The organism is Paenibacillus sp. N22P23 (assembly GCF_059383735.1).
On the sequence record NZ_JBXENT010000002.1, the window covers coordinates 14927 to 39150 of the forward strand.

The 24224-nt window shown below is 48.0% G+C and carries 26 protein-coding genes and 1 other RNA gene; 10 read left to right on the plus strand and 17 right to left on the minus strand.

The window, feature by feature from the left end:
- Positions 1-94: 94 nt before the first annotated feature.
- A complete protein-coding gene (gene gltC, locus AC506A_RS10835; RefSeq protein ID WP_495461029.1) occupies positions 95-997 on the minus strand; it encodes a glutamate biosynthesis transcriptional regulator GltC in 903 nt (300 codons plus the stop codon).
- A gap of 35 nt (positions 998-1032) precedes the next feature.
- Positions 1033-1653, minus strand: coding sequence for a rhomboid family intramembrane serine protease (locus AC506A_RS10840; RefSeq protein ID WP_495461030.1), 621 nt, complete (start codon positions 1651-1653; stop codon positions 1033-1035).
- A gap of 96 nt (positions 1654-1749) precedes the next feature.
- Here AC506A_RS10840 and tpx point away from each other — a divergent pair, with 96 nt between their 5' ends.
- Positions 1750-2268, plus strand: a complete 519-nt coding sequence (gene tpx, locus AC506A_RS10845) for a thiol peroxidase (RefSeq protein WP_495461031.1) — start codon at positions 1750-1752, stop codon at positions 2266-2268.
- Between the two features lie 65 nt (positions 2269-2333).
- On the opposite strand, the gene AC506A_RS10850 is transcribed toward tpx, so the two are convergent.
- The 3 genes from AC506A_RS10850 to AC506A_RS10860 all read right to left on the minus strand — a co-directional run bounded on the left by AC506A_RS10850 (position 2334) and on the right by AC506A_RS10860 (position 3849).
- Positions 2334-2729, minus strand: a complete 396-nt coding sequence (locus AC506A_RS10850; RefSeq protein ID WP_495461032.1) for a DUF1499 domain-containing protein — start codon at positions 2727-2729, stop codon at positions 2334-2336.
- Positions 2730-2824: 95 nt separating this feature from the next.
- A non-coding RNA gene (ssrS, locus tag AC506A_RS10855) (6S RNA) lies at positions 2825-3006 on the minus strand.
- A gap of 48 nt (positions 3007-3054) precedes the next feature.
- The gene (locus tag AC506A_RS10860) at positions 3055-3849 is read right to left on the minus strand and encodes a YesL family protein (protein ID WP_495461033.1); all 795 of its coding nucleotides are present in this window, start codon (positions 3847-3849) and stop codon (positions 3055-3057) included.
- 179 nt (positions 3850-4028) lie between these two features.
- Between AC506A_RS10860 and yjcZ the strand changes: the two genes are divergently transcribed.
- A complete protein-coding gene (gene yjcZ / locus AC506A_RS10865) occupies positions 4029-4121 on the plus strand; it encodes a sporulation protein YjcZ (RefSeq protein WP_495461034.1) in 93 nt (30 codons plus the stop codon).
- Positions 4122-4200: 79 nt separating this feature from the next.
- Here the strand turns inward: yjcZ and cshA are convergent, their stop codons facing one another.
- On the minus strand, positions 4201-5823 hold the full coding sequence (cshA, locus tag AC506A_RS10870; protein ID WP_495461035.1) for a degradosome RNA helicase CshA: 1623 nt from the start codon (positions 5821-5823) through the stop codon (positions 4201-4203).
- A gap of 185 nt (positions 5824-6008) precedes the next feature.
- Here cshA and AC506A_RS10875 point away from each other — a divergent pair, with 185 nt between their 5' ends.
- The 3 genes from AC506A_RS10875 to AC506A_RS10885 all read left to right on the plus strand — a co-directional run bounded on the left by AC506A_RS10875 (position 6009) and on the right by AC506A_RS10885 (position 8588).
- Positions 6009-6833, plus strand: coding sequence for a YitT family protein (locus AC506A_RS10875; RefSeq protein ID WP_495461036.1), 825 nt, complete (start codon positions 6009-6011; stop codon positions 6831-6833).
- Between the two features lie 145 nt (positions 6834-6978).
- Positions 6979-7173: a hypothetical protein gene (locus AC506A_RS10880; RefSeq protein WP_112883926.1), complete on the plus strand. Its 195-nt coding sequence runs from the start codon at positions 6979-6981 to the stop codon at positions 7171-7173.
- Positions 7174-7346: 173 nt separating this feature from the next.
- Entirely contained in the window at positions 7347-8588 is a 1242-nt protein-coding gene (locus AC506A_RS10885; protein ID WP_495461037.1) for a putative glycoside hydrolase, read from the plus strand.
- A gap of 81 nt (positions 8589-8669) precedes the next feature.
- Here AC506A_RS10885 and AC506A_RS10890 read toward each other — a convergent pair whose 3' ends face one another.
- The 5 genes from AC506A_RS10890 to AC506A_RS10910 all read right to left on the minus strand — a co-directional run bounded on the left by AC506A_RS10890 (position 8670) and on the right by AC506A_RS10910 (position 12023).
- On the minus strand, positions 8670-9200 hold the full coding sequence (locus tag AC506A_RS10890) for an NADPH-dependent FMN reductase (RefSeq protein WP_495461038.1): 531 nt from the start codon (positions 9198-9200) through the stop codon (positions 8670-8672).
- A 71-nt stretch (positions 9201-9271) separates the two neighbouring features.
- Positions 9272-9475, minus strand: coding sequence for a DUF3906 family protein (locus AC506A_RS10895; RefSeq protein WP_091220668.1), 204 nt, complete (start codon positions 9473-9475; stop codon positions 9272-9274).
- Positions 9476-9568: 93 nt separating this feature from the next.
- A complete protein-coding gene (gene pfkA, locus AC506A_RS10900; RefSeq protein WP_495461039.1) occupies positions 9569-10537 on the minus strand; it encodes a 6-phosphofructokinase in 969 nt (322 codons plus the stop codon).
- Between the two features lie 54 nt (positions 10538-10591).
- A complete protein-coding gene (locus AC506A_RS10905; protein WP_495461040.1) occupies positions 10592-11674 on the minus strand; it encodes a tetraprenyl-beta-curcumene synthase family protein in 1083 nt (360 codons plus the stop codon).
- A gap of 34 nt (positions 11675-11708) precedes the next feature.
- Complete coding sequence (locus AC506A_RS10910; RefSeq protein WP_495461041.1) at positions 11709-12023, minus strand: hypothetical protein; 315 nt, start codon at positions 12021-12023, stop codon at positions 11709-11711.
- 113 nt (positions 12024-12136) lie between these two features.
- Here AC506A_RS10910 and AC506A_RS10915 point away from each other — a divergent pair, with 113 nt between their 5' ends.
- The gene (locus tag AC506A_RS10915) at positions 12137-13459 is read left to right on the plus strand and encodes a multi antimicrobial extrusion protein MatE (RefSeq protein WP_495461042.1); all 1323 of its coding nucleotides are present in this window, start codon (positions 12137-12139) and stop codon (positions 13457-13459) included.
- 18 nt (positions 13460-13477) lie between these two features.
- Positions 13478-14692: an MFS transporter gene (locus AC506A_RS10920; protein ID WP_495461043.1), complete on the plus strand. Its 1215-nt coding sequence runs from the start codon at positions 13478-13480 to the stop codon at positions 14690-14692.
- 69 nt (positions 14693-14761) lie between these two features.
- Here the strand turns inward: AC506A_RS10920 and AC506A_RS10925 are convergent, their stop codons facing one another.
- The 3 genes from AC506A_RS10925 to AC506A_RS10935 all read right to left on the minus strand — a co-directional run bounded on the left by AC506A_RS10925 (position 14762) and on the right by AC506A_RS10935 (position 16967).
- The gene (locus AC506A_RS10925; protein WP_495461044.1) at positions 14762-15487 is read right to left on the minus strand and encodes a YebC/PmpR family DNA-binding transcriptional regulator; all 726 of its coding nucleotides are present in this window, start codon (positions 15485-15487) and stop codon (positions 14762-14764) included.
- 172 nt (positions 15488-15659) lie between these two features.
- Positions 15660-15857, minus strand: a complete 198-nt coding sequence (locus AC506A_RS10930; protein WP_090981718.1) for a cold shock domain-containing protein — start codon at positions 15855-15857, stop codon at positions 15660-15662.
- 159 nt (positions 15858-16016) lie between these two features.
- Positions 16017-16967 carry a methylenetetrahydrofolate reductase gene (locus tag AC506A_RS10935; RefSeq protein ID WP_495461045.1) on the minus strand — a complete coding sequence of 317 codons (951 nt, stop codon included), beginning with the start codon at positions 16965-16967 and terminating at the stop codon, positions 16017-16019.
- 203 nt (positions 16968-17170) lie between these two features.
- Here AC506A_RS10935 and AC506A_RS10940 point away from each other — a divergent pair, with 203 nt between their 5' ends.
- The 3 genes from AC506A_RS10940 to pepF all read left to right on the plus strand — a co-directional run bounded on the left by AC506A_RS10940 (position 17171) and on the right by pepF (position 19658).
- A complete protein-coding gene (locus AC506A_RS10940) occupies positions 17171-17404 on the plus strand; it encodes a hypothetical protein (RefSeq protein ID WP_495461046.1) in 234 nt (77 codons plus the stop codon).
- A gap of 96 nt (positions 17405-17500) precedes the next feature.
- Positions 17501-17680, plus strand: coding sequence for a hypothetical protein (locus tag AC506A_RS10945; protein WP_495461047.1), 180 nt, complete (start codon positions 17501-17503; stop codon positions 17678-17680).
- Between the two features lie 187 nt (positions 17681-17867).
- Complete coding sequence (gene pepF, locus AC506A_RS10950) at positions 17868-19658, plus strand: oligoendopeptidase F (RefSeq protein WP_495461048.1); 1791 nt, start codon at positions 17868-17870, stop codon at positions 19656-19658.
- Between the two features lie 66 nt (positions 19659-19724).
- Here pepF and ssuE read toward each other — a convergent pair whose 3' ends face one another.
- From ssuE to AC506A_RS10965, 3 genes are all read right to left on the minus strand, one after another.
- Entirely contained in the window at positions 19725-20285 is a 561-nt protein-coding gene (gene ssuE / locus AC506A_RS10955; protein ID WP_495461049.1) for an NADPH-dependent FMN reductase, read from the minus strand.
- Positions 20286-20450: 165 nt separating this feature from the next.
- A complete protein-coding gene (locus AC506A_RS10960; protein ID WP_495461050.1) occupies positions 20451-21335 on the minus strand; it encodes an ABC transporter ATP-binding protein in 885 nt (294 codons plus the stop codon).
- A 3-nt stretch (positions 21336-21338) separates the two neighbouring features.
- Positions 21339-24215, minus strand: coding sequence for an ABC transporter permease (locus AC506A_RS10965; RefSeq protein WP_495461051.1), 2877 nt, complete (start codon positions 24213-24215; stop codon positions 21339-21341).
- Positions 24216-24224: the final 9 nt, after the last annotated feature.

A 24224-nucleotide genomic window follows, 5' to 3' on the forward strand; every position in this document is an offset into this window, starting at 1 on the left:
CCACTGTGGAAAGTCATTTTTTACAAGTATCCCCTTAATAAAAAAAGGCCAATCAGATTCACTCTGATTGACCCTAACGTAATAATAACGTTCATTACTTCCGAAACCGGCTGCATGCAAAGAACTCAAGCAGGAAGCTCTGGAATGATTTTGCGACAAGCGGGAGCTTCTCATTGGAGCGATAAATAAGTCCGATCGTTCGTGTCACTTGCGGCGAACTTACTCGCACCTTAGCCGGTTTAAGCGGCCCGGATGCATAGAGTGCCATTTCAGGCAGCAAACTGACGCCCATACCTGCTGCAACAAGACCGCGAATCGTATCGGTCTCCTCCCCTTCGAATCCGATCTGTGGAGTAAATCCAGCCGCTAGACAAGCTTCCCAGACGATTGGCCGCAGCGAGTACCCTTCGCTGAACAACACGAACATCTCGTCCTTCAGTTGAGCGAGTTCAATCGATTCCTCACTGGCAAGCGGATGATTCGGCGGCAATATCGCAAACAGCTCTTCCGTTAAGACGATTTGTCCGGTCACATGAGGATGTTTCTCCGGACACGGCGATACGAAGGCTAAATCCACTTCACCCTTCATCACATCCTGAATCAGGGACGGGAACATTCCTTGTTTAAACCGAAACTTCACGTTAGGGTTCAGCTTCCGGAATGCCGCTACGACCTCGGGTATAAGTGAGATTCCCAAGCTGTGCGGAAACCCGAGCCTGATCTCCCCTTTCTCCGGATCGAGAAACTCTTGAATCTCCACGACGGAGCGCTCTAAATCAGCCAGTATCACTTCCGCCCGTTTCAGAAACAATGCCCCCACAGGAGTAAGCTGCAAATTGCGTCCTTTCTGCAGGAAGAGCTTAGCACCTAGCTCCTCCTCCAACTGATGAATTTGTCGGCTGACGGCAGATTGTGCCACATGCAGCTCCTCCGCTGCTTTCGTAACATGCTCTTTCTTAGCCACTTTTACGAAATAATACAATTGACGAAGCTCCATTGCGTCCCCTCTTCTTCTCTATATAACAGCTGCCTTTACCGATTATATCGGCGATTCTTCTTCGCAATTAGATACCAGTCATACGCATAGGCAAGCACGAAACCAGCAAACAATCCGCCAAAATGAGCCCATAACCCGATACGCGGAGCGAAAATCGAATATAAAATACCGAATATCAATATCGTATATACCGTTTTACGTGAATCCGGGTCGAGCGAGCGTTTCATCAGTGCCAAGTAAAGATAGGCGCCATATACCCCATAGATGGCTCCAGAGGCACCTGCTCCTGCAGTAGATGAATCTGCGATGGCGCTGAATAGATTACCGACGATGCCGCACAGTAGATAGAATAGCACGTACTTCACATGACCGAGCATCCGCTCCAGCGGAGGTGCAAACACCAGCACGGCAAACATATTGAAGAAAATATGCGAGACACTCAGATGCAAGAATTGCGCCGTCACATACCGCCAGGGCTCCGCAAGCGAGAAATAATTTTCGTTACGATCACTGTAAAAGAAACCTCGGTCCAGCAGCGCACCATCCAATATGTAACGATCGCTAATGTAGATGAGCAGATTGAGCGCGATAATAGCCGCTGTAACCGGATATAGCCTCAAGTAACTGCGAAAACTTTCGTAACGTAGGAATATCATTGTGGTCTCCTTTGCCCTCCTATTGGACAATGGCAATTCATTATAGTTATAATAATTTGGTATGAACCAATACCATCCTAAGGAGGCTGTTTATTAATGGCACAAGAACGCACAGGCGTTGCTACTCTTAAAGGCAACCCGCTTACTCTGATTGGCCCAGAACTGAAAATCGGTGACCAAGCTCCTGATTTTCAATTGAACAAATCGCTTGTTGAGGTTGTTTCTTTGAAAGACTTCGCAGGCAAAGTGAAACTTGTCAGCGTAGTGCCTTCCATTGATACTGGCGTTTGCGATGCGCAAACTCGTCGTTTCAACGAAGAAGCAGCCACTCTTGGCGAGAACGTAGCTGTACTGACTGTCAGCGTTGACCTTCCATTCGCACAAGCTCGTTGGTGCGGTGCTGCAGGTGTCGATAAGGTTGTTCTGTTGTCGGACTACAAAAACAACAATTTCGGCGAAGCATACGGCGTATTGATCAAAGATCTTCACCTTGATATGCGTGCGATCTTCGTGATCGACGGCAATGACACGATTCAATACGTGGAAGTGCTGAGTGAAATGACGGAGCACCCGAACTACGAGAATGCGATTAATGCAGTGAAAGCACTCGTATAAGCTACATACTGATCCGCATATGACAAAAGCGAGGCAGGGACTCCCTTCCTCGCTTTTTCTCGTTATTATATGCCGGACGTTTTATATTGAGCCAGCTTCTTATCGAGTGTTCGATAAATATCAATAATGATTCGGTAATTGGATCCAAGATCTCCGAACGAACCGCGCGACGCGGAATAAATGTCGACCGCTGCTGTAACAGGATTCACGTTAATAACGGATACGGTAATATCCATTGTACGGCCGGTTACCGTACGTTTCTCGAGTACGATCTCACCTACGGATTGCACTTCATGAAGCACCTTATAGCCTTGCAATTTCTTTAGTGTAGAGACAACCTCTTCCCAAGCCCTCTCCCGTGACAACTTGTAATAATGGGATTTCAGTAACGGATCTTTCGCTTTATCGCCAGTCAATTCATGACTACGCAGCAACCCGATTAGGGACCGCTTCAAAGACAAAGGTAATCTCCCCCTCCAACTTCTATGTACGCTATTAAACATCATAACATATTTTGTTGCATAAAAAAAAGGGGTTGCCCCCTTTTCACTTTAGTAAGTAACCCGCCATGCCGTCCGACTTGCTTGTTTCTGAACCCGCTCTCGCAGGTGGGTGGCCGCAGAAACGTTTTTGAGATCCCTTTTCGAGGGCCTGTCAGCTGCGTTTCAATTGAGTCTCCCTAATTACAGCCATTGGTTCAAAACAAGTGATAAGCCGTAACGCACATCGCAGGATGTAAAGTTATTATAGACGTAACAGGGGTAAAAGTAAACGTGACACCAGTCGCTATTTAATGGTGCTTTGACCTTCTTCTGTATGTGGCAGGAAAGCTTCATCTTCTAGACGTTTACGTTCATCTTCTGCTGCTGCTTCGGCCGCTTTCTCCGCTTGCAACTGAAGCTTCATGTAGATCGCATAGAAGTTCCAGAAGGCGATAATTGCCACTACACTGCCTGTGAAGAATGGAACGAGAAACATCAGTTTCGGCGAACTAAAACTAATATAAATAACGAAGCCGCACATGATAACTGTCGAGAGCGACCGGAATGGACGTCCGATTGTAAGCAGCAGTGCATTCTTAAGCAGCTGCAGCGTCTTCATGTGATAATGAACGACCATCGAGAAGAAATTGAACAGCGATACAGCCAGCAAGGCAACGAGTGCTACAAATAAATAGGAAACCAGCTGGAACGATTCCAATTTCACCAAGTATACTCGGAAGTCCACAATGAGAATCGTAAACAGAACCATATATAAGATTCCGCCTATCATGCTTTGCACATAGCTGTCTTTATAGTTTCTAAAGTACGTGCGAAGGAGCGGCGCATCTACCTCACCCATTACCCATTTACGTGCAACTGCAAACATGGCCGCAGTAGCCGGAAACAATGTGAACGGAGCAACGATGCCGGAAACGATGAAGTAACTCAGCATTTGATCGCTATTCTGAGCAAATAACACAGGGAGCAGTAAAATAATAAACGGCAATGAACAAATGATCCATAGCACGTTTGTTACCGATAAGCGCATAATCCATTCCGAGATTTTATAAAACCCGCCCATCATGCCTCTCATTTCCATTGTAGCCAAGTCCTCCTAGCAAGCGATTTCATTTTATACTACGTTAACTATAATATAGACAGCCCAAGAAGCCAACGCCCATTTTCGGGAATGTGGGCAGGCGTCTAAACGACATTCACCCAAGCGCATACCATATAGTGTTATCGTACCCAAGACAAAAGCCGAGGAGGACACCGCTAATGGGTAATATGGGTCATGGTTCTCACACTAGTGCCGCAATGATACTTGTTCTGTTCATTCTTCTTATAATTGTCTCGAAAGGCTTCTTCTGACAGTGGATAACAAGATAAAAAAAGGGGCTCTATTTATCCGATTGCTCGGCTAAACAGAAGCCCCGGTGTTTATCCTTGCTTATTCGTCAGAGGATGGACGGGAACGGCGAGCTTCGCCGCGGCCGTCTCCACGGCCTTTGTTGTCGCGATCGCGATCACGGTTGTAGCCGCCGCCGCTGCTGCTAGTGCTGCTGCTTGAGCTGCTGCCGCTGCTGCTGCGATTGCCACTATAGCCGCCGCCGCTGCCGCCGTAACCGCCACGGCTGCTGCCGCTGCTCTCGCCGCGTCCACGAGGACCGCTGCCGGAACGGTTGCCGCCGCCAAATGGTCCGCCGGAGAAACGACGTCCGCTTGTACGAACATCCGGTCTGCGTTTCTTAGCGCGAATCGGATCTTCAGGCGTAAGTTCGATATTAATATCTTTCTTCTCGCCAGTGATCAATTTAATTGCTGCTGCCAGCAAGTTAACGGAGTCATATTGCTCAAGCAATTGAATTGCAATGGCTTTGAACTCATTAACTGCATCGCCTTCCAGAGCATCCAGAATGCGCTCAGCCGTTACGCGTTGTTTGCCTTCGATTGCTTCAGCGATGCTTGGCAATGGCTTCTTCGCGATTTTGTGACGAGTCATTTTCTCGATGAAATGCATGTGATCCAGCTCACGCGGCGTTACGAACGACCACGCTGTACCTTCTTTACCAGCACGGCCGGTACGGCCGATACGGTGTACATAGCTCTCCGGATCTTGCGGCAAATCGAAGTTGATAACATGTGTTACGCCCGAAACGTCAAGACCACGTGCTGCAACGTCTGTTGCTACAAGTACATCGATGCTGCCGTCGCGGAATTTACGCATAACGTTATCACGTTGATTCTGGGACAAGTCGCCATGCAAGCCGTCTGCAGAATAACCACGCTTCTGAAGGGCTTCGCTTAGCTCATCTACACGGCGCTTTGTACGTCCAAAGATGATTGCAAGGTCTGGTGATTCCATATCAAGCAAACGGCTCAATGCATCAAATTTCTGACGCTCATGAACTTCGATGTATGCTTGTTCGATCGTTGGTGCGCTGACTTGTGTTGGGATTACCGACACATGTTCAGGCGATTGAAGGAATTGATCTGCCAGTTTACGAATGTTCGGAGGCATTGTTGCCGAGAACAACATCGTGTGGCGATTAGTCGGTACCAAGGAAAGAATGGAAGTGATGTCTTCCATAAAGCCCATGTCCAACATTTCATCCGCTTCATCCAAGATAACGGTTTGGACATCATCAAGTTTGATCGTTTTACGGTTAATATGATCCAGCAAACGACCAGGTGTACCGATGATGATTTGCGGACGTTTCTTCAATGCACGGATTTGACGACCGATCTCTTGACCGCCGTAAATTGGCAATGAGCGCAAACCTTTGTAACGTGTAAGCTTTCCGATTTCTTCCGAAACTTGAATGGCGAGCTCACGGGTTGGGGTCATAATTAATGCGACGATACGCTCTTCAGTAACCGGAATCTTGTTAACAAGCGGGATCCCGAAGGCGGCCGTTTTGCCCGTTCCTGTCTGAGCTTGCCCGATTAAGTCGGTGCCGGCAAGCGCAATTGGAATGGCTTTTGATTGGATTGGGGTAGATTCCTCAAATCCAAGCTCAGTAATGGCTTGAAGAACCTTAGGTTCCAAGCCGAATTCAGCAAATGTTTTCAAACTGTTTCAATCTCCTTCTATCTGCATCCTACAGAAAATATACAGTTTATTATAGCACAACTGTCTTTCTGAATACCAGTAAGCACTAAATACATATACTAGCATCATTTATTACATTAGACAACTTCCAACTTTTTTTGATAAACTGCTAGCTGTTGAACATACTTCGCCGAGGTGGAATTTTCATGAGAACATCACGAACTGCAGCAACGACTTTAATCAGCGCTTTGCTGATCGCTTTTGGCTTTAACCAGCTTCTGATTCCGCACAAAATGATCAGCGGCGGCGTATCCGGCATTACGATGATTGCCGGGTATGCGACCGGCCTAAACATTGGCTGGCTTTATTTTATTCTAAATGTGCCTATTTTAATCTGGGGGTGGCGAGTTCTCGGCCTGCGTTTTGTTGGCTGGAGCGCGTTCTCGGTTGCCGCAACAACGCTCTTCATGCAGCTTGTTCCGGTAAACCCAATGGTTGAGGATCTGACGCTTGGCGCAGTCTTCGGCGGCGTCGTGGTCGGTTTCGGAAGTGGACTGGCCCTTCGTGAAGGCTCCTCCTCCGGCGGCTTCGATATAATAGCGGCGATTATTACACGCAAACGCGACTTATCGATTGGCATGCTGATTTTTGTACTGAACGGGACTGTTATTGCTGGACTCGGAATGCTTACGAATGACTGGGATATCGCGTTATTCTCGTTGCTGTCGATCTTTACAACAGGTAAAATCATTGACCTCATACACATCAAGCATGTGAAGATTACTGTCTTTATTGTAACAACGAAAACAGAAGAAATGCGCACAGCCATGATTCCACTGATCCGAGGCGTAACGGTCATCAAAACACGCGGCGCCTACACCAATGCGGAGAATGACATGCTGATGACGGTGACAACTCGCTTCGAGTTAAATCAGCTGCGCAAAATTATAGTAGACACGGATCCGCGCGCATTCGTCAATATTGTTGAAACAGTCGGCGTTATGGGAGAATTTCGCAAGCCTTCCCTTTAAATTGCAAAACGGGCATCGGCTAATATGGAATTTCTTTGCTCAACACTAGGTTTTTGAATTCCCTGCTGTTATAATATAGCTATCCCGTTGAATAAGTTTCGTGCCATACGTTTTACCCTCCATTACGATGAAAGGGTGATGCTTCATGGATATGGAAACGGTCAGACTATTACAGATTGTGGAAAAACTAGCACCGGAATTAGTGCCTTTCCTCACGGAGCGGGAAATGAATTTGAATATCGTGCTGCGGGATGGACTGGCATTGCTGGAACCTGAGGACGCGATGGAGATTGTGCAGCAAAGCATTTGTGAGCATCAAAGAGAAGTGCTTTTGCAATAGAGGTACACGGAGCGAGAACGAGAAATTGGTTCTCGTTCTTTTTTTGCGGTTATATAAGGTTACATACGCTGCGCACACATCAATTTCTAGCAAATTCCTACAAAATACCTCTGTGCCTTCATCCGAAACTGAATTATAATTTTACTGACTTGTCAGATGGGGAGAGAACTGAAATGGATGTTATTGTTTCTACATTGTTATTGTTGTTTCATGTCTTAACCGGATCTGATGCGCAAGCAGGTGCGCAGTCCGCATCTACCCACCAATTGCTCGCTACTATTCTTGCTGCTCCGACGAATGTGCAGCAGCCGAATGGTCCCGGAGGTACTACACAGCCTGGGACGACTCCAGATGCAACAACGCCCGGTGGTTCTGACACGGGTTCAAACACAGGAACCGAATTCGTCAAGCATGATCCGCAGCCGGATGCCCCTGAAGTGAAGGGCATTTATGTAACGGCTCACAGCGCCGGAGGCGCTAGAATGGAATCGTTGCTGAAGCTGCTCGACAATACGCCATTGAACAGCATGGTCATTGATTTGAAGGATGATAACGGCTATATTACCTATCCCACTACAAACCCAGAGCTGCTGAAGCTCGGCAAACCAAAGAAGTACATCAGCAACATCAGTCAAATGATGGAGCGTTTGAAGAAACATGACGTGTACCCCATCGGACGTATCGTTGTCTTTAAGGATACGGTACTCGCCAGAAGCCATCCTGAACTTTCATTCTTGCGCAAAGACGGATCCATTTGGCAGAACGGTAAAGGTGACAGCTTCGTAAACCCGTACAAGAAAGACGTATGGGATTACAACATTGCGATTGCGAAGGAAGCTGTGAAGCTCGGTTTCAAAGAAATTCAATTCGACTATGTCCGTTTCCCGGAAGGCTTCGAGAAAAAAGCCGACTCCCTGAAGTTCGAGAAGACCAAGGATACACGAGTGGATACAATCGCTGCTTTCGTGAAATATGCGAAATCACAGCTTGAACCGCTTGGCGTTCGTGTCTCTGTTGATATTTTCGGATATGCGGCTTCCGTTCCGGCTGCTGAAGGTATCGGTCAAGATTTTGTGAAAATCTCGAAATATGTGGATGTCATCGCGCCGATGATTTATCCCAGCCATTACAGCACAGGCTGGTTCAAGGTGAAAGATCCGGACAAAGATCCATACGCGACCATCAAAGGTGCCATGGTAGATACACATAAGAAGTTAGATCCGATTGGCTCCTACAAGCCGATCATTAGACCTTGGATTCAAGACTTCACCGCAAGCTGGCTAGGCAAAGGACATTATATTAAATACGGCAAGGCCGAAGTGGACGCACAAATTAAAGCATTGCAGGATTCCGGCATTCATGAATATTTACTATGGAACGCAAATAACCGATATACGGCGGACGCCAAATTCTAAACCAAAAAAACGCTCTGCAAGCCTCGCACGGACAATTCCGGCATTGGCTGCAGAGCGTTTTGCATTTGGAGTTGACTAAACTTACTTACGCAGCTTTGCAGCCAGTTGTAAGAAATAAGGAACGGTACGATGAACGCGAGTTACGACATCCACGGATGACGGTGTCCCGTCAGATTCGAATTGACGTGACGCGCCGCCGATGGAAATCCATTCCGGGCAGTTGATTCCATGCATGTTACGAACCATGGCTTGCAATTGAGTAAGTGAGCTTACCCCGACTGCGCCGCCGGCAGAGCTGACAGAGAGAACTGCTTTACTGTCAAAATGATCTCCGCCAAGGAAATCAAGCGCATTCTTCAGCACACCGGAGATGCTTCCGTGATATTCCGGCGTGCTGAGCACAACAGCATCGCTATGAAGCACGGATTCGCGTAATGCTGCCAGGTTAGGATTCGAATCCTCATGAGTGCCGTAGAACGGCAGCGGCTGCTTATACAGATCGAATACTGTAACCTCATGCCCTTCCGATTCCATAAACTTCCCAATATATCGAGATAATTTCGTACTTGTCGACTCCGGTCGATTACTTCCAGCGATGATTGTGATGCGCATAAATATTCCCCTTCCAAATTCAACTTTACATACATAATAGTATGTTTTGTATATTTGGTCAATAAAGGAATTTACGATTGAGGAATTAAATAGCCTGAACCGACTTCGGTACGTTTTTTCTCCACGATGGCAACCGACTTTAGGACAGGCATTTTAATATAATGACGCGCAACGTGGCTCTCTACGAACGAGAATGCTTTCTCATCCGTCTCTGCGAGCAGAATCAGATGCGCCGAGGTATCTTCCATTTCGATTTCGATTTTGTACAAGAACATCTTGCTTTCCACCTCCATTGATTAAAAAAGCCTTATACGGGCAGTCATTCGGGTTATTCCCCTGCAGACGCTCATATAAGGCTTTAAGTTCATTTATTGAGATAAACGAAGAGCCAGGTTGTAGAGATCCATGTTGAATGGTTTCTTCGTGTTTACTACTTTATCAATATCGGTCACAACCAGCTCACCGCGGATGATACCGCAGCCTTTGCCGGAGTCGCCTTCCATCAGCTTACGAACAGCGAAGTCGCCCAGCTGGCTCGCAAGAATTCGGTCATTATGAGTCGGCGTTCCGCCACGTTGAATATGACCAAGAACCGTAACGCGCGGCTCCATACCGCAACGCTCTGTGATGCCTTTACCGATATCTTCTCCACTTGCAGCGCCTTCAGCAACTACGATGATACTGTGACGTTTGCCGGAGCCGAAGTTTTCTTTCATGCGGTTTGCTACTTGATCCAGATCAAACGGCACTTCCGGTACGATAATCGTTTCTGCACCGCTCGCCAAACCAGCATATAGAGCTATATCACCGCAATGACGACCCATAACCTCGACGACGGAAGAACGTTCGTGCGAAGTCATCGTATCGCGCAGCTTGTTGATCGCATCAACAACGATGCTGACCGAAGTATCAAATCCAATGGTATAGTCGGTAAACGGTATATCGTTGTCGATTGTACCCGGCAATCCCATTGTTTTGATGCCCAGCTTGCAAAGCTTATTGGCGCCTTGGTAGGAGCCGTCTCCGCCGATTACGACAAGCCCGTCAATTCCGCGCTCACGCAGTACTTCTGCACCTTTCTGTTGGCCTTCCGGTGTCATAAACTCTTTACAGCGAGCTGTCTGGAGAATGGTACCTCCGCGCTGAATGATATCCCCTACGCTGCGAAGATCCATTTGACGAAGATCATTATTAAGCAGGCCTTGATAGCCGCGTTGTACACCGTATACTTCAAGACCATGATATAAAGCACTACGGACGACTGCGCGTACCGCTGCGTTCATACCTTGCGAATCTCCACCACTTGTAAGAACGGCAATTGATTTTACTGCTGACATTGCAAATCCACTCCTCTTTCATCTTTATCTATGCTTTCCTTGTTCATGTTCACACTATTTAAATTGACGCAATCGAATAACAACACTGTTGCCCCAGAAAAACAGCCGCGTGAGCGGGCTCTTTCTCATAAGGCGCTTCGAAACGAGCTGCACATCTTTCTGACCCCGTACTTTGGGATCTGAAAGGTATAAGGCGAGCAGGCCTTCGATTACCATGCGATGAAACTTCGGAGCAGGCAGCCTGCTCACATCTTGGCGCGCACCTTCGACGATGTCTCCGATTCGTGCCACCAGCTCACTTTGATTGGAATAGTAGTTGCAGAAGTTCAAGTCTCCGCCAATCCGATCCTCTTCTTGGTCGATCAAATAATCTAGCATAATGTGAAGACCGCAAACATGGGGGAAATAGCCGTTACGAACTTGAAGCGCTTCTTCGCTGCCGCATCCTTCAACTGAAGCGGCAAGAAACAACATAAACATGCCGAGCGTAGACCCTGTCGCAGCGCCAAACTCGTTCCACTTAAAATGCGGTGCAAGCTGACGATGCTGCTCCCACCACGCATGTAAAGCCGGCTCGCGTTTCTCTCTGACGATATGTTTGTGCACCTGTAGGTCACCATATAGTCCAACAAGCTCTGTCACGTAAGGCTGAACAGCCGAATATGACGGCAGATTCCTTATAGAGGCTTGACATGTACGCACCAACTCATGCAAATAACCCCCGTCGTCGCGTTCAGTCCGCAATGCATAATAATCACGCAGCGGCGCGTTCGGGTCTACGGCATCCAACATCGATTGATGAAGCAGTCGAAAATCATCAGCGGCCAACGACGTGCTTCGGTCACACAGGTTGTCCAAATAATCACTGATCGTCTGCAAAGCAACGATGAGCGGAACGAGCACATCCCTGCGTTGCAAATTAGCGGCGGCGTAAATGCCTCCTCCTTCGCAGTGAAACTGCTTGCTTGTCATACTGGCAATCGCTTGCGTTCTCAGTTCATCATCGGGAATTTGTTCGGCTATGACACGCAATCTTGCAAGCTCAGATCTAACTTCCGGCAATACATATTTGTAAACCCGGTACATCAATCGAATAGGCGTTTGCGGCATCCGGCGGGCCAAAACCGATAATTGCATCGCGATATGCGCCCTCCTTCTTCCACTCCGCTTATTAGGAATGGCGCTTGTTTTCAATTTCTTGATTCATGCGGTACCAGATATGTAAATCATTAATCCGGCTTGCCAGCTCGGCAATATCGGAGTTAATGGTACATGAACGCTCAAAGTTTTCTTCCTCAAACAGCTGAATCTGCTTCACGTTGATTACCGCTTCAAATGCCATGACGCGCTCAGGAATCGTCCCGCGAATAATCTCCCATTCTGTCACAATGAACGTGCGATCCTTTTCACTGTACATGTCCCACTCCTGATGGAGGGTCGGAAGCGAGATTCCAAGCCGGTCATTCCAACTAAAAAATTGGTTCACGTCTCAAAACCTCCATCAAATAATGTACCATTTCATAGAGTACAAATCCAGCGCGAAAACTTGTTCGCCATATGCTATACTGGGGTACATATCGCTTGCAAGGAGAACAAACTATGGGGAAACAGCCTGGCCCTGTGTCGATGAGACAGCTATGGCGTTTTTTTTTGCCGCTCGGACTTTCAGCCTCTCTCGTAACGATTTCGCATGTCATCATCAATAGTACGCTGGCACATGCAGCCAATCAGAAAGTCGTCATCGCCAGTTATGCTATCGCGATGAGTCTGCTAATTATAACGGAAAGACCCGCCGTCTTGCTGCGCCAGACCTGTTCGGCGTTGGTACGCGACAAGCAATCTTTCCGTGCTATGCTGCTGGTTGGTCAGCTTGTATTCGCAGCAATCTTGGTTCTTGGCATCGTCATCAGTTATTCGCCGCTTGGCACTTGGATATTCGGAGGATTATTCGGTGCGGATGACGAACTCGTTCCGCATATCTTGGATGTCTATCAAATTCTCATGTTCGTCAGTATTTTCTCAGGCATTCGCTGTTTATATCATGGCGTCATTATTTATAATTTACGCACCAAATGGTTGACGATCGGCATGGCGCTGCGTCTTGTCGGGATGTACGGAATTTCCCTTTACTATATGAATAAAGGGGTAACGAGCGGTACCGTTGGCGCCGTGATTTTCCTTGCCGGCATGATGATCGAAGCATTGGTTAGTTATCTGGAAGGCTCCTCACTTGTCAAACAGATGCCGGAGAAAGTAGAAGAGCATGCCGTTCAGAACTTTAGGCAAGTATTCTCATTCTACCGTCCATTGCTGCTTTCCACGCTGATTGCGGTATGGATTGGACCTTCTATTAATATTCTGCTCGGCAAGACGAGCGATGCTGCGTTGTCTATTGCATCCTTTGCGCTCGCAGCGAGTCTGGTACAGCTCACTTTAAGTTTCTTTACTTATTTCCATCAAATCGTCCTTAATTTCTATAAAATTGATCCTAAAGCTGTCCGTAAATTCACGCTGATGCTTGGCTTTATCCCAACGTTACTAGTCAGTCTTCTCGCATTCACGCCTGCAGGGGACTTTATAGTCGGCCATGTCATGGGCGTTGAAGGGAAACTGAAATCAGAAACGATTCGAGCCATGCAGCCATTCGTTCTGCTAGCTCTGGCACTGCCATGGCTGGATGTCGGCAACGGTCTCATCATGGTGCGCGGACAGACACGCATCATCTTAGGCTCGCAATCCGTGAATCTAGTGTTCACGGTATTAACCTCTGTTCTATGCATTATGCTTACGCCAGGCTGGAATGGCGCAATCGGGGCATGGGCGCAATCAATTGGGGTAGCAGCAGAGTGTCTTTTCATCGCTTTTGCGATTAGGCGTGTCGGACAAGCGGACAAAACGATGTCTAGACAGGCAACAGATTAGATTTGGAGTGAAATCATCTTGGGTTCTATACGTTCAAACCTTAACAACTCATCCGTCGATAACGTGCAAGCCGCTTCACAGGCGGGCTCGATGTCGCGAGAAGTGTTCATGCTTCGATTTTTTATGTACGTTATCTATACCACGCAAGCTCTTGTCGTGTCCTACTTCCCGTTGTATTTCATGGACCGCGGTTACACGGCCGGACAAATAGGCATCATTTATTCCATCGGTCCGTTCATTTCGATCTTTGCCAATATCATCTTCGGGACGGCAAGCGACCGCTTCCGTACCATTAAGAAAATTATGACCCTTCTCATGTTTGGGCAGCTTGTCATGGTGTCCCTGCTCTTCACGACAGATGCCTTCGTCATTGTCTGCTTCATTATGGTGGCATTCTATTTCTTTCAAACACCTGTCAATCCGCTCAGTGACAGCCTTATTCTGTTATCGAGTCAATTTACGTCAAAGCCCTATGCACTCATCCGTGTATTCGGCTCACTGGGCTTTGCGTTCTCAGCTTTCCTCGTCGGTCAGCTGCTTAAAGTTACCGGCACCTCAGCGACCATTCCGCTGGCTGTCGGATCGATAAGTCTTGCCTTGCTGCTTTCCTTTGCACTTAAGGATTATCAAGGTTCTAAGCGAAAAATCGAATTTGGCGGTTTCCTGAAACTCATTCGCAAGCCAAGCATCCTTTCCTACTTCGCCATCGTTCTGGTCGTATCCATAGCGCATCGCATGTATGAAGGTTTCCTAGCTGTGACGCTGCGAGAAATGGGGGCTGACAACTCACTTGTCGGTATTGCGTGGATGATCTCCGCCATTAGTGAAATCCCCGTACTCTTCCTGCTGGGCAAGTACGGCCATAAATTCAAAGAGCTTCCCCTGCTGGCCATTGCCAGTCTGATGTATGCGCTGCGCTTCTGGCTGATCAGTGAGATTACATCTCCGATCTGGATTATACCGATTCAGGCCATGCACAGCATTACATTCGGTATTTATATGGTTACGGCACTGCGTTACTTGTCCTCCATCATTCCCGATGAGTTCCGCTCCTCCGGGCAGGCTGTTTATGCGATCGTCTGGAGCGGCTTTGCCGGTGCAATAAGCGGGACGGCCGGCGGTGCTATCTATGAGCAGTTTGGTAAAACAGCATTCTTCCAACTGGCCATGACACTTGCACTCGTCGCAGCCATCGCTTTCCTTGTGAAGCATGTTATCGATCGAGATGCCTAGAAGACCTGCATCCGCAAACAAAAACAGCCCCATCGCAGTTCAAGCTGCGATGGGGCTGTTTTTTCGTTTCTATTCTTCGTCCGGCAGTTCGAAATTAACGTAAACGTCTTGAACATCTTCGTTATCTTGGAAGCCGTCCATCATCTTTTGCAATTTATCCACGTTCTCGCCTTCGGCTACGATCGTGTTTTGCGGAAGCCATTGTACGCTTGCCGATTCAAACTTATGGCCCAGCTTCTCAAGCTCCGTCTTAACCGATTCAAACTCATGCGGATGTGTAAGCACTTCGAAGCTTTCATCATTGACGATAACGTCCTCTGCTCCGCCTTCCAGCGCCTGCATCATCATCGTATCTTCATCTGTGTCAAGCTCTTCACGGCTAATGACGAGCAGTCCCTTCTGATCGAACATATAGGACACGCAGCCGCTCTCTCCCATGTTACCGCCGCGTTTATTAAAGATCGAACGAACATCAGCTGCCGTGCGGTTACGGTTGTCCGTCAAGCAGCGGACCATGATGGCAGTGCCGCCCGGACCATAGCCTTCATACATGATTTCTTCATACTCCACACTATCGTTGGCTCCCGCAGCCTTTTTGATGGCACGTTCAATACTGTCTGTCGGCATTTGCTCGGCACGAGCTGCCGCAATCGTATTCTTGAGTGCAAAGTTCGATTCCGGGTTCGGTCCGCCCTTGCGTGCATGAACGTAAAGCTCTCTAGCCAGCTTAACGAATTTATTATTTTTAGCCTGATCGGCCTTCCCTTTACGGTCTTTAAACAATTTGAATTTCATAAGCTCTTATTCGCTCCTTAGCAGAGGTAATATAAATTCCAATCCTCAGTTTATCATCTTGTCCATGTTGCGGTCAAAGGCTCATGATGAAATAAAAAAAACCCGACATCGAAATGTCGGGTTCATCTATGGCATGTACTTATGAGAAGCTTCCCCATGGAAGCTGCATAGCTTACAGTTTGGTAACGTTTGCCGCCTGCGGCCCGCGATTGCCTTGTGTAATATCAAACTCTACAGACTGACCTTCATCCAGCGACTTGAAGCCTTCGCCTTGAATTGCGGAATAATGAACGAACACGTCCTCACCATTCTCTACTTGAATGAAACCGTAGCCTTTTTCTGCGTTAAACCATTTAACTGTTCCTTTCAAATGAACAACCTCCTAAAAATGAGCGCGACCGTAAAACCGGGCGACTTGCTTTAGTATACACGCGACGGCAGTCATTTGCAATTAAATGTTGACAAAAAGGACAAGTTATGGTATGAGAATCTTGGGCTGCTTGACCTATCGGTGCGTGTAATCCAGCATTCAGCCGACTTTGGCCGGGCCCAGCTTCTTCGCAATGGTTGCTCTGATTTCTTTCAGAAGTACCACAGAAGCATCAATTTCAACTTTTCGCGTCGATACGCTCTCTACACTGCAGCCGAGCGGAATCCCCTTCTCCACTCCGAAATCGAAAATTTCTTCAAACATGCGATGAGACAATGTAACGGATTTATCTAAAATATCGTTGGAGTGCTTTAAATCATTTTCCAGCCATTTCGGAATGCTGATGCCAAGCCATTTCATAAATTCCAGCGTCTTCGGTGAACCGCAAGGCGCAAGATTAATTAAGATCGGTACCATGTCAATTTCATGATCTCTGCAGTAATAGTAATAATCCGATAGGAAGTTTTTAGTCGCTTCAATGTTATACGTTGCCTGCGAAATGAAGAATTGACAGCCGCTGTTCATTTTCTGGACCACGCGAAGATGCTCATCGTTCTTTATCGTATGTCTTTCGGGTATGACGACACCGCCGAAAGTCATGCTCGGATCCATTCTTCGGCTCAAATCATAAGCTTCCGGAAGCCGCATGCTCGTTGCCTGCTTGCTCGAAGAAGCTCCCACATACACAGAGAAGCGGTCTTCTGCGGATTCTGCTTGCAGCCATTCCGAGAACTGATTCGATGAATAGTTGCCAACGCAGCGATAGATGACCTTGGGAACGGATAATTGCTGCAAAAACTCGTTGCTGTATTTCGTTGGATCGACTGTCCGCAGAAACGGAAACGGCCGGTCTTGATCGATTCGGTCACTCTCTTCTTGCACATCGTACAGGATCAACCCATCTATATCGAGGCCTTCCAACCGCTCACATTGCTTCTGAGCAATTTCAGCAATTTTGTCCTGCGGATGCGATTCCTTAGGCGGTGTCATGCCATATGTAATAATTCCAGGTTCTTTTCTAAGAATTCTCTCTCTAAGCAAGCTATCCACTTCTCCACTTCCTTCGACTGTTTAATTCACAATGCGTTCTTTAAGACCTCTAAGTAATTCGTGAACCAAATCCATTTATCCTTTTCTCCCCCAAATAGCAGCTTATTCTGACAGCATGTGACCATGAAATATTTGATTTCTACCCTATTTTATGGCTATCATTGTATGAAGCATCAAGCTATTTACAGAGAGGGATGGTCCTTATGTTTAAAAAGGTTCAAATTTATAAAACAGATAAATACAATATGCTGAATGTTGAAGTACAGGGCAAAACACTGATTGTTCGCGAGATCAATGATCAATGGGGCGAAGAATGCTATACGTTCGTAAGTCGCCCGGAAATGCTTCACTGGGCAGAGAATCGGTTTCGTCCTTCCGATTTCGCCGGCCGCGAGGATGAGCTCGACGCCATTATGCAAGCCTTCCGATCTGTCTAAAATCGAGGTTTGCAAGCAGGAGGAAAATTCATCCTGTTTATCGAACATAACCATGTACCAACCTGCATAGGTTGTGCGGAGGGGAGCTACATTTAGGTGGATAAGACATCTACGATTATATTCATCATTGCCGCTTTTTCACTCGGAATCGTCATCATCATGCAGCGGAATAACATTCCCGCGAGCATGCGCAGAGGACTTGCCATCGCAGCGATCGTATTTATTGCATTTGCCTTTTTCCTGATCGTGTACAGTTTGACCATGATGGGGACATAACGATTCGACTGCCGGGCCAAACTAGAGTCACTACCTGTAAGGGAGCGTGACTTCTAGCGTGAGATGGCTGCCGATTCTATTATCGCTATCACTGCTGCAATCCAGCCAAGCTGCTGCCATGCAGCATGAAGCACCCCATTCTGCTGATTCCGCCACATCTACCAACCATCATGCGAGGAGGGTTCCCATGAACCAAGTACCAAAGCGCTCCGAAACCGCAGCTGAGCACCGCTGGCAGCTGGAGGACATTTTCGCGGATCAATCCGCATGGGACAAGGAATATGCACAAGCGAAAGAGCAGATGAAGAAAGTAGAAGCTTATCAAGGCAAATTAGCTGACCCGGCGCAACTCAAAGCTTGCTTCGAGCTTGAGGACGAGCTATCGCTCAAAGTAGAGCGACTCTATGTGTATGCAAACATGAAACATCACGAGGATACGGCAGAGCCAGGCTTCCAAGCTCTCTCCGATAAATCGAAGAAGCTTAGTGTCGAAACCGGCGAGGCTCTCTCCTTCGTTACGCCTGAGGTACTCAGTCTCTCGGATGAAGCACTCCAAAACATGATCAATAATCCGGATCTCGCTAAGTACCGCCACACCTTAGAAGAGATGAGCCGTCAGAAGGCGCATGTGCTCTCCAAATCCGAAGAAGCGCTGCTCGCGCAGGTCGGAAACATCAGCCAAGCTCCGGGCACGATCTTCAGCATGCTGAACAACGCCGACATGAAATTCCCGAAAGTGAAAGACGAGAACGGCGAAGAAGTTGAATTGTCCCATGGCCGTTACATACAGTTTCTAGAGAGCAAGAATCGTGAAGTACGCGAAGGCGCCTTTAAAGCGATGTATGATACGTACGGTAAACTCAAAAACACACTTGCTTCCACACTTAGCGCGAATGTAACGAAGAACTTGTTCTATTCACGTGCCCGCAAATATCCGTCTACGCTCGAAATGTCACTCTATGGAGACAACATTCCGAAGGAAGTGTATACGAATCTCATCGGCACCATTCACAAATATCTTCCGCTCATGCATCGCTACATGGAGCTTCGCAAGAAGCTGCTAAAGGTGGATGAGCTCCATATGTATGACCTATTCGCTCCGCTGGTAGATGAGTTCAAGATGGACATCACCTTCGAGGATGCGAAGAAAACCGTCAGCGAAAGCTTGAAGCCGCTCGGCAACGACTATTTGACAGTGCTGCAGGATGGTTTCGACAAAGGCTGGATCGACGTATACGAGAATGAAGGCAAACGCAGCGGCGCATATAGCTGGGGCGCTTACGGTACCCATCCTTACGTGCTTCTCAACCATAAGGACAACCTGAACAGCATGTTCACCTTGACGCACGAGATGGGCCATGCGCTTCATTCCTACTATTCCGACAACAATCAGGATTACCGCGACGCGCAATACACGATCTTCTTGGCCGAAGTAGCCTCGACGCTCAATGAAGCGCTGCTCATGGATTACATGCTGAAGAAGTCGACCGATCCGAAAGAAAAAATGTACTTACTGACCTACTATGCCGACCAGTTCCGCACAACGGTATTCCGCCAGACGATGTTCGCTGAATTCGAGAAAATCATTCACGAGCGCGCTGAAGAAGGCGATTCCTTGACGCCGCAGGAATTCAGTAAAATCTATTACGACCTGAACAAGCTTTATTATGGCGAAGGCATGGTCATCGATAAAGATATCGAAATGGAGTGGGGTCGTATCCCGCATTTCTACACCAGCTTCTATGTGTACAAATATGCAACGGGCTTCTCCGCAGCTACCAGCTTTTCCAAGCAGATTCTTGAGGAAGGCGCTCCTGCTGTTGAGCGTTACCTTGGCTTCCTGAAGAGCGGCGGCAGCGACTACTCCATCAATATCTTGAAGAAAGCCGGCGTCGATATGTCGACTCCGGAACCGATTGAACAAGCGATGAGCGTGTTCGAACAATTGATCGAGCAAATGGAACAGCTGACTTCATAAGCACAGCAGCATGCAAGAACGAGAAAGAGCAGCCCAACCGGGCTGCTCTTTCTCGTGGCGCGGTTATTACGGCTGGGACGGCGTCCGCAGCGAGGCAAATAATTCGGTCGCTTCGGCGAACGAAGCCACAGCGCCGTCTAGGCGCTGTACGAGATCCTCATCCAGCTGCAGCCCGCCTGCTTCCGTCTTCTGAATTTGTGAATCTACGGCGTACACGCCAGCAGAGATGTGCCTAGCATATAGCGCTGAAAGCACCGGTTTAAGTGCATAATCAATCGTTAGCAAGTGAGCAATCGTTCCACCAATGAACAGCGGCAGCACAACCTTTCCTTCAAGGCCGGTCTGCGGCAGCAAATCCAGATAAGTCTTCAGTACACCGGTGAAGGAAGCTTTGTACACCGGACTTGCTACAATTACAGCATCCGCGTCGGCAATCTGCTTATTCGCATCTTTGATGGCTGAACTGTCCCACCGAGCCAATATGAGATCCTCTGCCGGAAGCGAAGCAACATGCAGCGAGCTCACTTCCCATCCAAGCCCAAGAAGTTTGGCTTCCGCGTAATCGGTCAATCCGTTCAAACGAGATATTGGATTCGGACTTCCTGATAGAATAACTACCTTTGGCATTACTACTCACACTCCCGATTCACACTATATTTCGCTTATACAGGCAATTCTTCTTATGGCATTAGTATACTAACACAATTCCGATATGTAAACTATGAATAGTATAAAAATAATCCGGGAGACTTGCCCCAGCTGTTACAGGCAGTCTACCCGGATCGCATGCATTTATTTCGCTTCTGGCGGGTACAAAATAATTCTTCCCTCTTCCATCTCTACCCGCACTTTATTCTTCTCTTTGAACTCCTCCGCCTGTAGGTACGAAGCCGGGATTTGCAGCCGCCCTGCTTTGTCGATGACGGCATACTCCACATGGCTTTCTTCAGGCTCGAAGATGCTGCCGTTTGCAAGCGCAGCGAGCTCTTCCGCATACGATTGCCGTCTGATAATCTCAGATGATGTTTTGCCGTCGCGGATCGCTACAACGCGGTCAACCTTACGCGCGAGCATCGGGTCATGCGTAACGATAACAATCGTAATGCCCATTCTGCTGTTGAGTTCCCTGAACAAGTCCAGGATTTGATTGGACATTCTCGTGTCCAGCGAGCCTGTCGGTTCATCGGCCAGCAGCAGCTTCGGCTCGTTCGCGAGTGCAATCGCAATGGCTACCCGCTGCTGTTCACCGCCGGAGAGCTCACTCAGCCGGTTCTTGATGCGGTGGCTTAACCCAACCGCTTCCAGCAATTCGAGCGCCCGCAGCCGTTTGCCGCGGCCTTTCAGCAGAATTGGCAGCTCTACGTTCTCCAGAGCAGTCAAATATGGAATCAGGTTGCGCGCATTGCTCTGCCAGACGAATCCAACCGTCTCCCGTTTATATTTGACCAAATCGCGTTCCGTAAATTTGAGCAAATCTTTACCGTCAACAAGCAGCTTCCCTGCGGAAGGGCGATCAAGCCCCCCCAGCATGTTAAGCAGCGTGGATTTCCCGCTGCCGCTGTTGCCGATAATCGCCATCAGCTCACCGGCCTCAACGTGAAGATCAAGCCCTTGCAGAGCTACAACCTCCAAGTCGTCCGTCTTATAAATTTTGACAAGCCCGTCGCAATGAATCATGTTTTATTCCTCCCCAAGCTTCAGCGCTTGCGTAATTTTCATACGCGAAACCCGAATGCCGAGCACTGCCAGCCCAATTGTCAGCATAATGCCTACGACGCTGTACAACTGAACATAATCGCTTAGCTGACGGACAATTTCAAATGGCGGCACTTGATCCGAAGCGTTGAAGGACAGCTGGAACAGCGGAACGAACTGACTGCTCACCGCATTTCCGATCAGTACCCCAAATAGGATAGCAGCCGCTGAAGTTAACAGCTGTTCGCTTAGCAGCATGCCGATAATCTGCATAAACGAGATACCCATCGCCCGCAATATACCGAATTGCAACGTCCTGCCCGATAATGTAAGTACCCAGAACAATAGGAATCCGAAGAAGCTGATCATCATGGAAATGACAAAGCCAAGCGTCATAACACCGTTAATCGCCAGTCGGAACGGATCATTCTTCGAACGGATCAGCAGCTGATTCGCATCCACGAGCTTCTCGACCGGTATTTCTTTCTTCTCCAAATCCGCATAGATCACCGAGCTTGAAGCGCCTTCCTTCAGCTTAATCCATACCTCATATGGTTCAAGTGCAAGATGGTTTTGAATATACGGCAGATGACCGACGATCAAATTCGGCAGCCGTACATTCGGGTCATCCTGGTTGCCTGACTGAGGCAGCGGATTCCATCCCGGCCAGTAATCGATAATGCCGTAAACGATGAAGTTCGCGCTGTCCAGTCCTGCCCATTTGGCCGAGATCGGGTCGCCTGGCTTCACTTTGAACTTGTCGGCAATGGATCTGGAAATGAGCACTGCCTTCGGATTGCTCGCTATCAGATTCAAGTAGCTGTTGATCGGATACTCCAGCAAGCCGCCGCGCATCCATGCTACTTTACCAAATTCAAACGTATCGATTCCGTAGAGCGAAGTGCCGCCATTCTGCCCATTTGCGGAGAAATTGGCATCGTCCTTGCGGAACACACGCGCTGCTGTATCCACGCCGGCAAGCTCTTTCATGGTAATGAACGAAGGCTCCGTATACGTGACAACCTTAGGAGCTTGAACCGCTCCTGCATCATCCGCATTGACCATGGCCGGCATGCCTGCCGGCGCCGGAGGCGGCTTGTCGTTATCCCAGTGAACGGACAATTGAATATCCGACCCTGTCGTGTATTGAATCTTATCTTCCATATTCCCATTGATCGTACGTGCAGCATTGGCGCTAAAGAGCCCCATTGCCACTGTCATAATCAGGAACACCTTGATTGTTAAATATTGCGATGAAGAACGGCTGATCTGCAGCAGCGTGGAATACAGCGCAGGCGTCCACCATCTTCGTCCAATCCAGAAAACCAGCTTAATCAGCCACGGATAGATACGAAGAATGAAGAGCCCCGTTCCCAAGCTGAAGAGTGCCGGCATGAAGAACAGCAGCGGTTCGACTTGGATCGCATTCGGGTCGAGTGCAAGTGCCTTCAATTCGGCCATTCTTTTGTTAAAACCATAAAGCATGTAAATCGCAACACCAAGTAAAACAATGTCTATGCCTGTTTTGTGCCAGAAAGACATTTTGTTGGAACGAGCCATCTGCTGTTTATGACCTACAATTGAAATCCGTGTTGCCAAGAATGCCGGAACCAAGATAAGAATAATGGAACCGATAACGGCAGCACCGGCAATTTTGTATGATGTACTATTCAGCACGACATCGAGCGAGGAGCGCTGCACGAACTCAAGGAACCCGCTTGAAGCCCCTAAGATCTTGGTGAAATAGACACCAATGAATGGGCCAACCGCCAGTGCCAGAATTCCAAGCAGCAGACTTTCGACCAGAAAGACGAGCATAATCTGCAGACGGCTTGCACCGCGGCTGCGCAATACGGATATCTCTGTCTTCTGCCGATCAATAATCAGATTAGCTGCCATATACAAGTAGAAAGCAAGCATGAACATGACCGGTGAATATAAGGACCAGAGCATGATGTCGAGCTTGTCTTTCTTAATCGTGTACGTAGCGATCGGATTCTTAGCCGGCATATCCACCGACGAAATGCCAAGACGCATGTTGAAGTAGTTGTTCATGGCTGTATATTGACCCAGATACGTATCGATACGATCGATATTCATCTGCTCATAGTTCAGCGAATACTGCCATGAGAGCACCGAAATTTTGAGCAGCCCTTGGTTCTCAATGAAATCATGGTTGAACTGCTTAAACGGAATATAGAAGGACGTATTATACGATTCCACATTGAACTGATCATACACATTGCCCTGCTTCGACTCCACGATCCCTACCGGAATGATGTGCAGCTGCTGACCGGTATCCTTATTCGTGTAAACGAACTCATGATCAAGATCACGCTTAAGATCAATAATAAACTTCTGCGTAACCAGAGCTTCATAAACCCCGTCGCTGCGGCTTGCATCCGGCATCCGACCGTCAATAAGCTGCACACGCTTCTCGATATCCGAGACGGTACGAAGGCTTCCCGTCACACTCATTTCTTTCTTCTCGCGGTCGGAGGCATCAACAGGTAAAATCTTGAACGACTGTGTCGCCCTCGACATGATATACGACTGGGAATCCAGGCCAAGGCGCTGCGGCGCATTGTACATATACCGATCCGCTTTGCCGATAAGACTTCTGATCTCGTCAAAGGTTCTTGTACCGGAAACCGAAGTAGAGGCTCTTAATGAGCCTGGATAGACGTTCTGATCCTTCTGAAGCTGTTGAAGCTCTTTAAATAACGTGCGCTGCAAAATCGCATGCGAGTATAGCGGCATGGAGCTGAACAGTGCTACGCAGATCGTAAGCCCAAACCATAAGTTAAGCTGCAGCCAACGATTCTTCGCCATTTTACGAAAAATCATCGTCCAGATTGCCATCGGTTCACC

Excerpts from the sequence above, each read along its gene's own strand:
- gltC (WP_495461029.1), bottom strand. The coding sequence starts at position 997 with ATGGAGCTTCGTCAATTGTATTATTTCGTAAAAGTGGCTAAGAAAGAG.
- AC506A_RS10840 (WP_495461030.1), bottom strand. The coding sequence starts at position 1,653 with ATGATATTCCTACGTTACGAAAGTTTTCGCAGTTACTTGAGGCTATAT.
- tpx (WP_495461031.1), top strand. The coding sequence starts at position 1,750 with ATGGCACAAGAACGCACAGGCGTTGCTACTCTTAAAGGCAACCCGCTT.
- AC506A_RS10860 (WP_495461033.1), bottom strand. The coding sequence starts at position 3,849 with ATGGAAATGAGAGGCATGATGGGCGGGTTTTATAAAATCTCGGAATGG.
- yjcZ (WP_495461034.1), top strand. The coding sequence starts at position 4,029 with ATGGGTAATATGGGTCATGGTTCTCACACTAGTGCCGCAATGATACTT.
- AC506A_RS10875 (WP_495461036.1), top strand. The coding sequence starts at position 6,009 with ATGAGAACATCACGAACTGCAGCAACGACTTTAATCAGCGCTTTGCTG.
- AC506A_RS10880 (WP_112883926.1), top strand. The coding sequence starts at position 6,979 with ATGGATATGGAAACGGTCAGACTATTACAGATTGTGGAAAAACTAGCA.
- AC506A_RS10885 (WP_495461037.1), top strand. The coding sequence starts at position 7,347 with ATGGATGTTATTGTTTCTACATTGTTATTGTTGTTTCATGTCTTAACC.
- AC506A_RS10890 (WP_495461038.1), bottom strand. The coding sequence starts at position 9,200 with ATGCGCATCACAATCATCGCTGGAAGTAATCGACCGGAGTCGACAAGT.
- AC506A_RS10895 (WP_091220668.1), bottom strand. The coding sequence starts at position 9,475 with ATGTTCTTGTACAAAATCGAAATCGAAATGGAAGATACCTCGGCGCAT.
- pfkA (WP_495461039.1), bottom strand. The coding sequence starts at position 10,537 with ATGTCAGCAGTAAAATCAATTGCCGTTCTTACAAGTGGTGGAGATTCG.
- AC506A_RS10905 (WP_495461040.1), bottom strand. The coding sequence starts at position 11,674 with ATGCAATTATCGGTTTTGGCCCGCCGGATGCCGCAAACGCCTATTCGA.
- AC506A_RS10915 (WP_495461042.1), top strand. The coding sequence starts at position 12,137 with ATGGGGAAACAGCCTGGCCCTGTGTCGATGAGACAGCTATGGCGTTTT.
- AC506A_RS10925 (WP_495461044.1), bottom strand. The coding sequence starts at position 15,487 with ATGAAATTCAAATTGTTTAAAGACCGTAAAGGGAAGGCCGATCAGGCT.
- AC506A_RS10940 (WP_495461046.1), top strand. The coding sequence starts at position 17,171 with ATGTTTAAAAAGGTTCAAATTTATAAAACAGATAAATACAATATGCTG.
- pepF (WP_495461048.1), top strand. The coding sequence starts at position 17,868 with ATGAACCAAGTACCAAAGCGCTCCGAAACCGCAGCTGAGCACCGCTGG.
- ssuE (WP_495461049.1), bottom strand. The coding sequence starts at position 20,285 with ATGCCAAAGGTAGTTATTCTATCAGGAAGTCCGAATCCAATATCTCGT.
- AC506A_RS10960 (WP_495461050.1), bottom strand. The coding sequence starts at position 21,335 with ATGATTCATTGCGACGGGCTTGTCAAAATTTATAAGACGGACGACTTG.
- AC506A_RS10965 (WP_495461051.1), bottom strand. The coding sequence starts at position 24,215 with ATGGCAATCTGGACGATGATTTTTCGTAAAATGGCGAAGAATCGTTGG.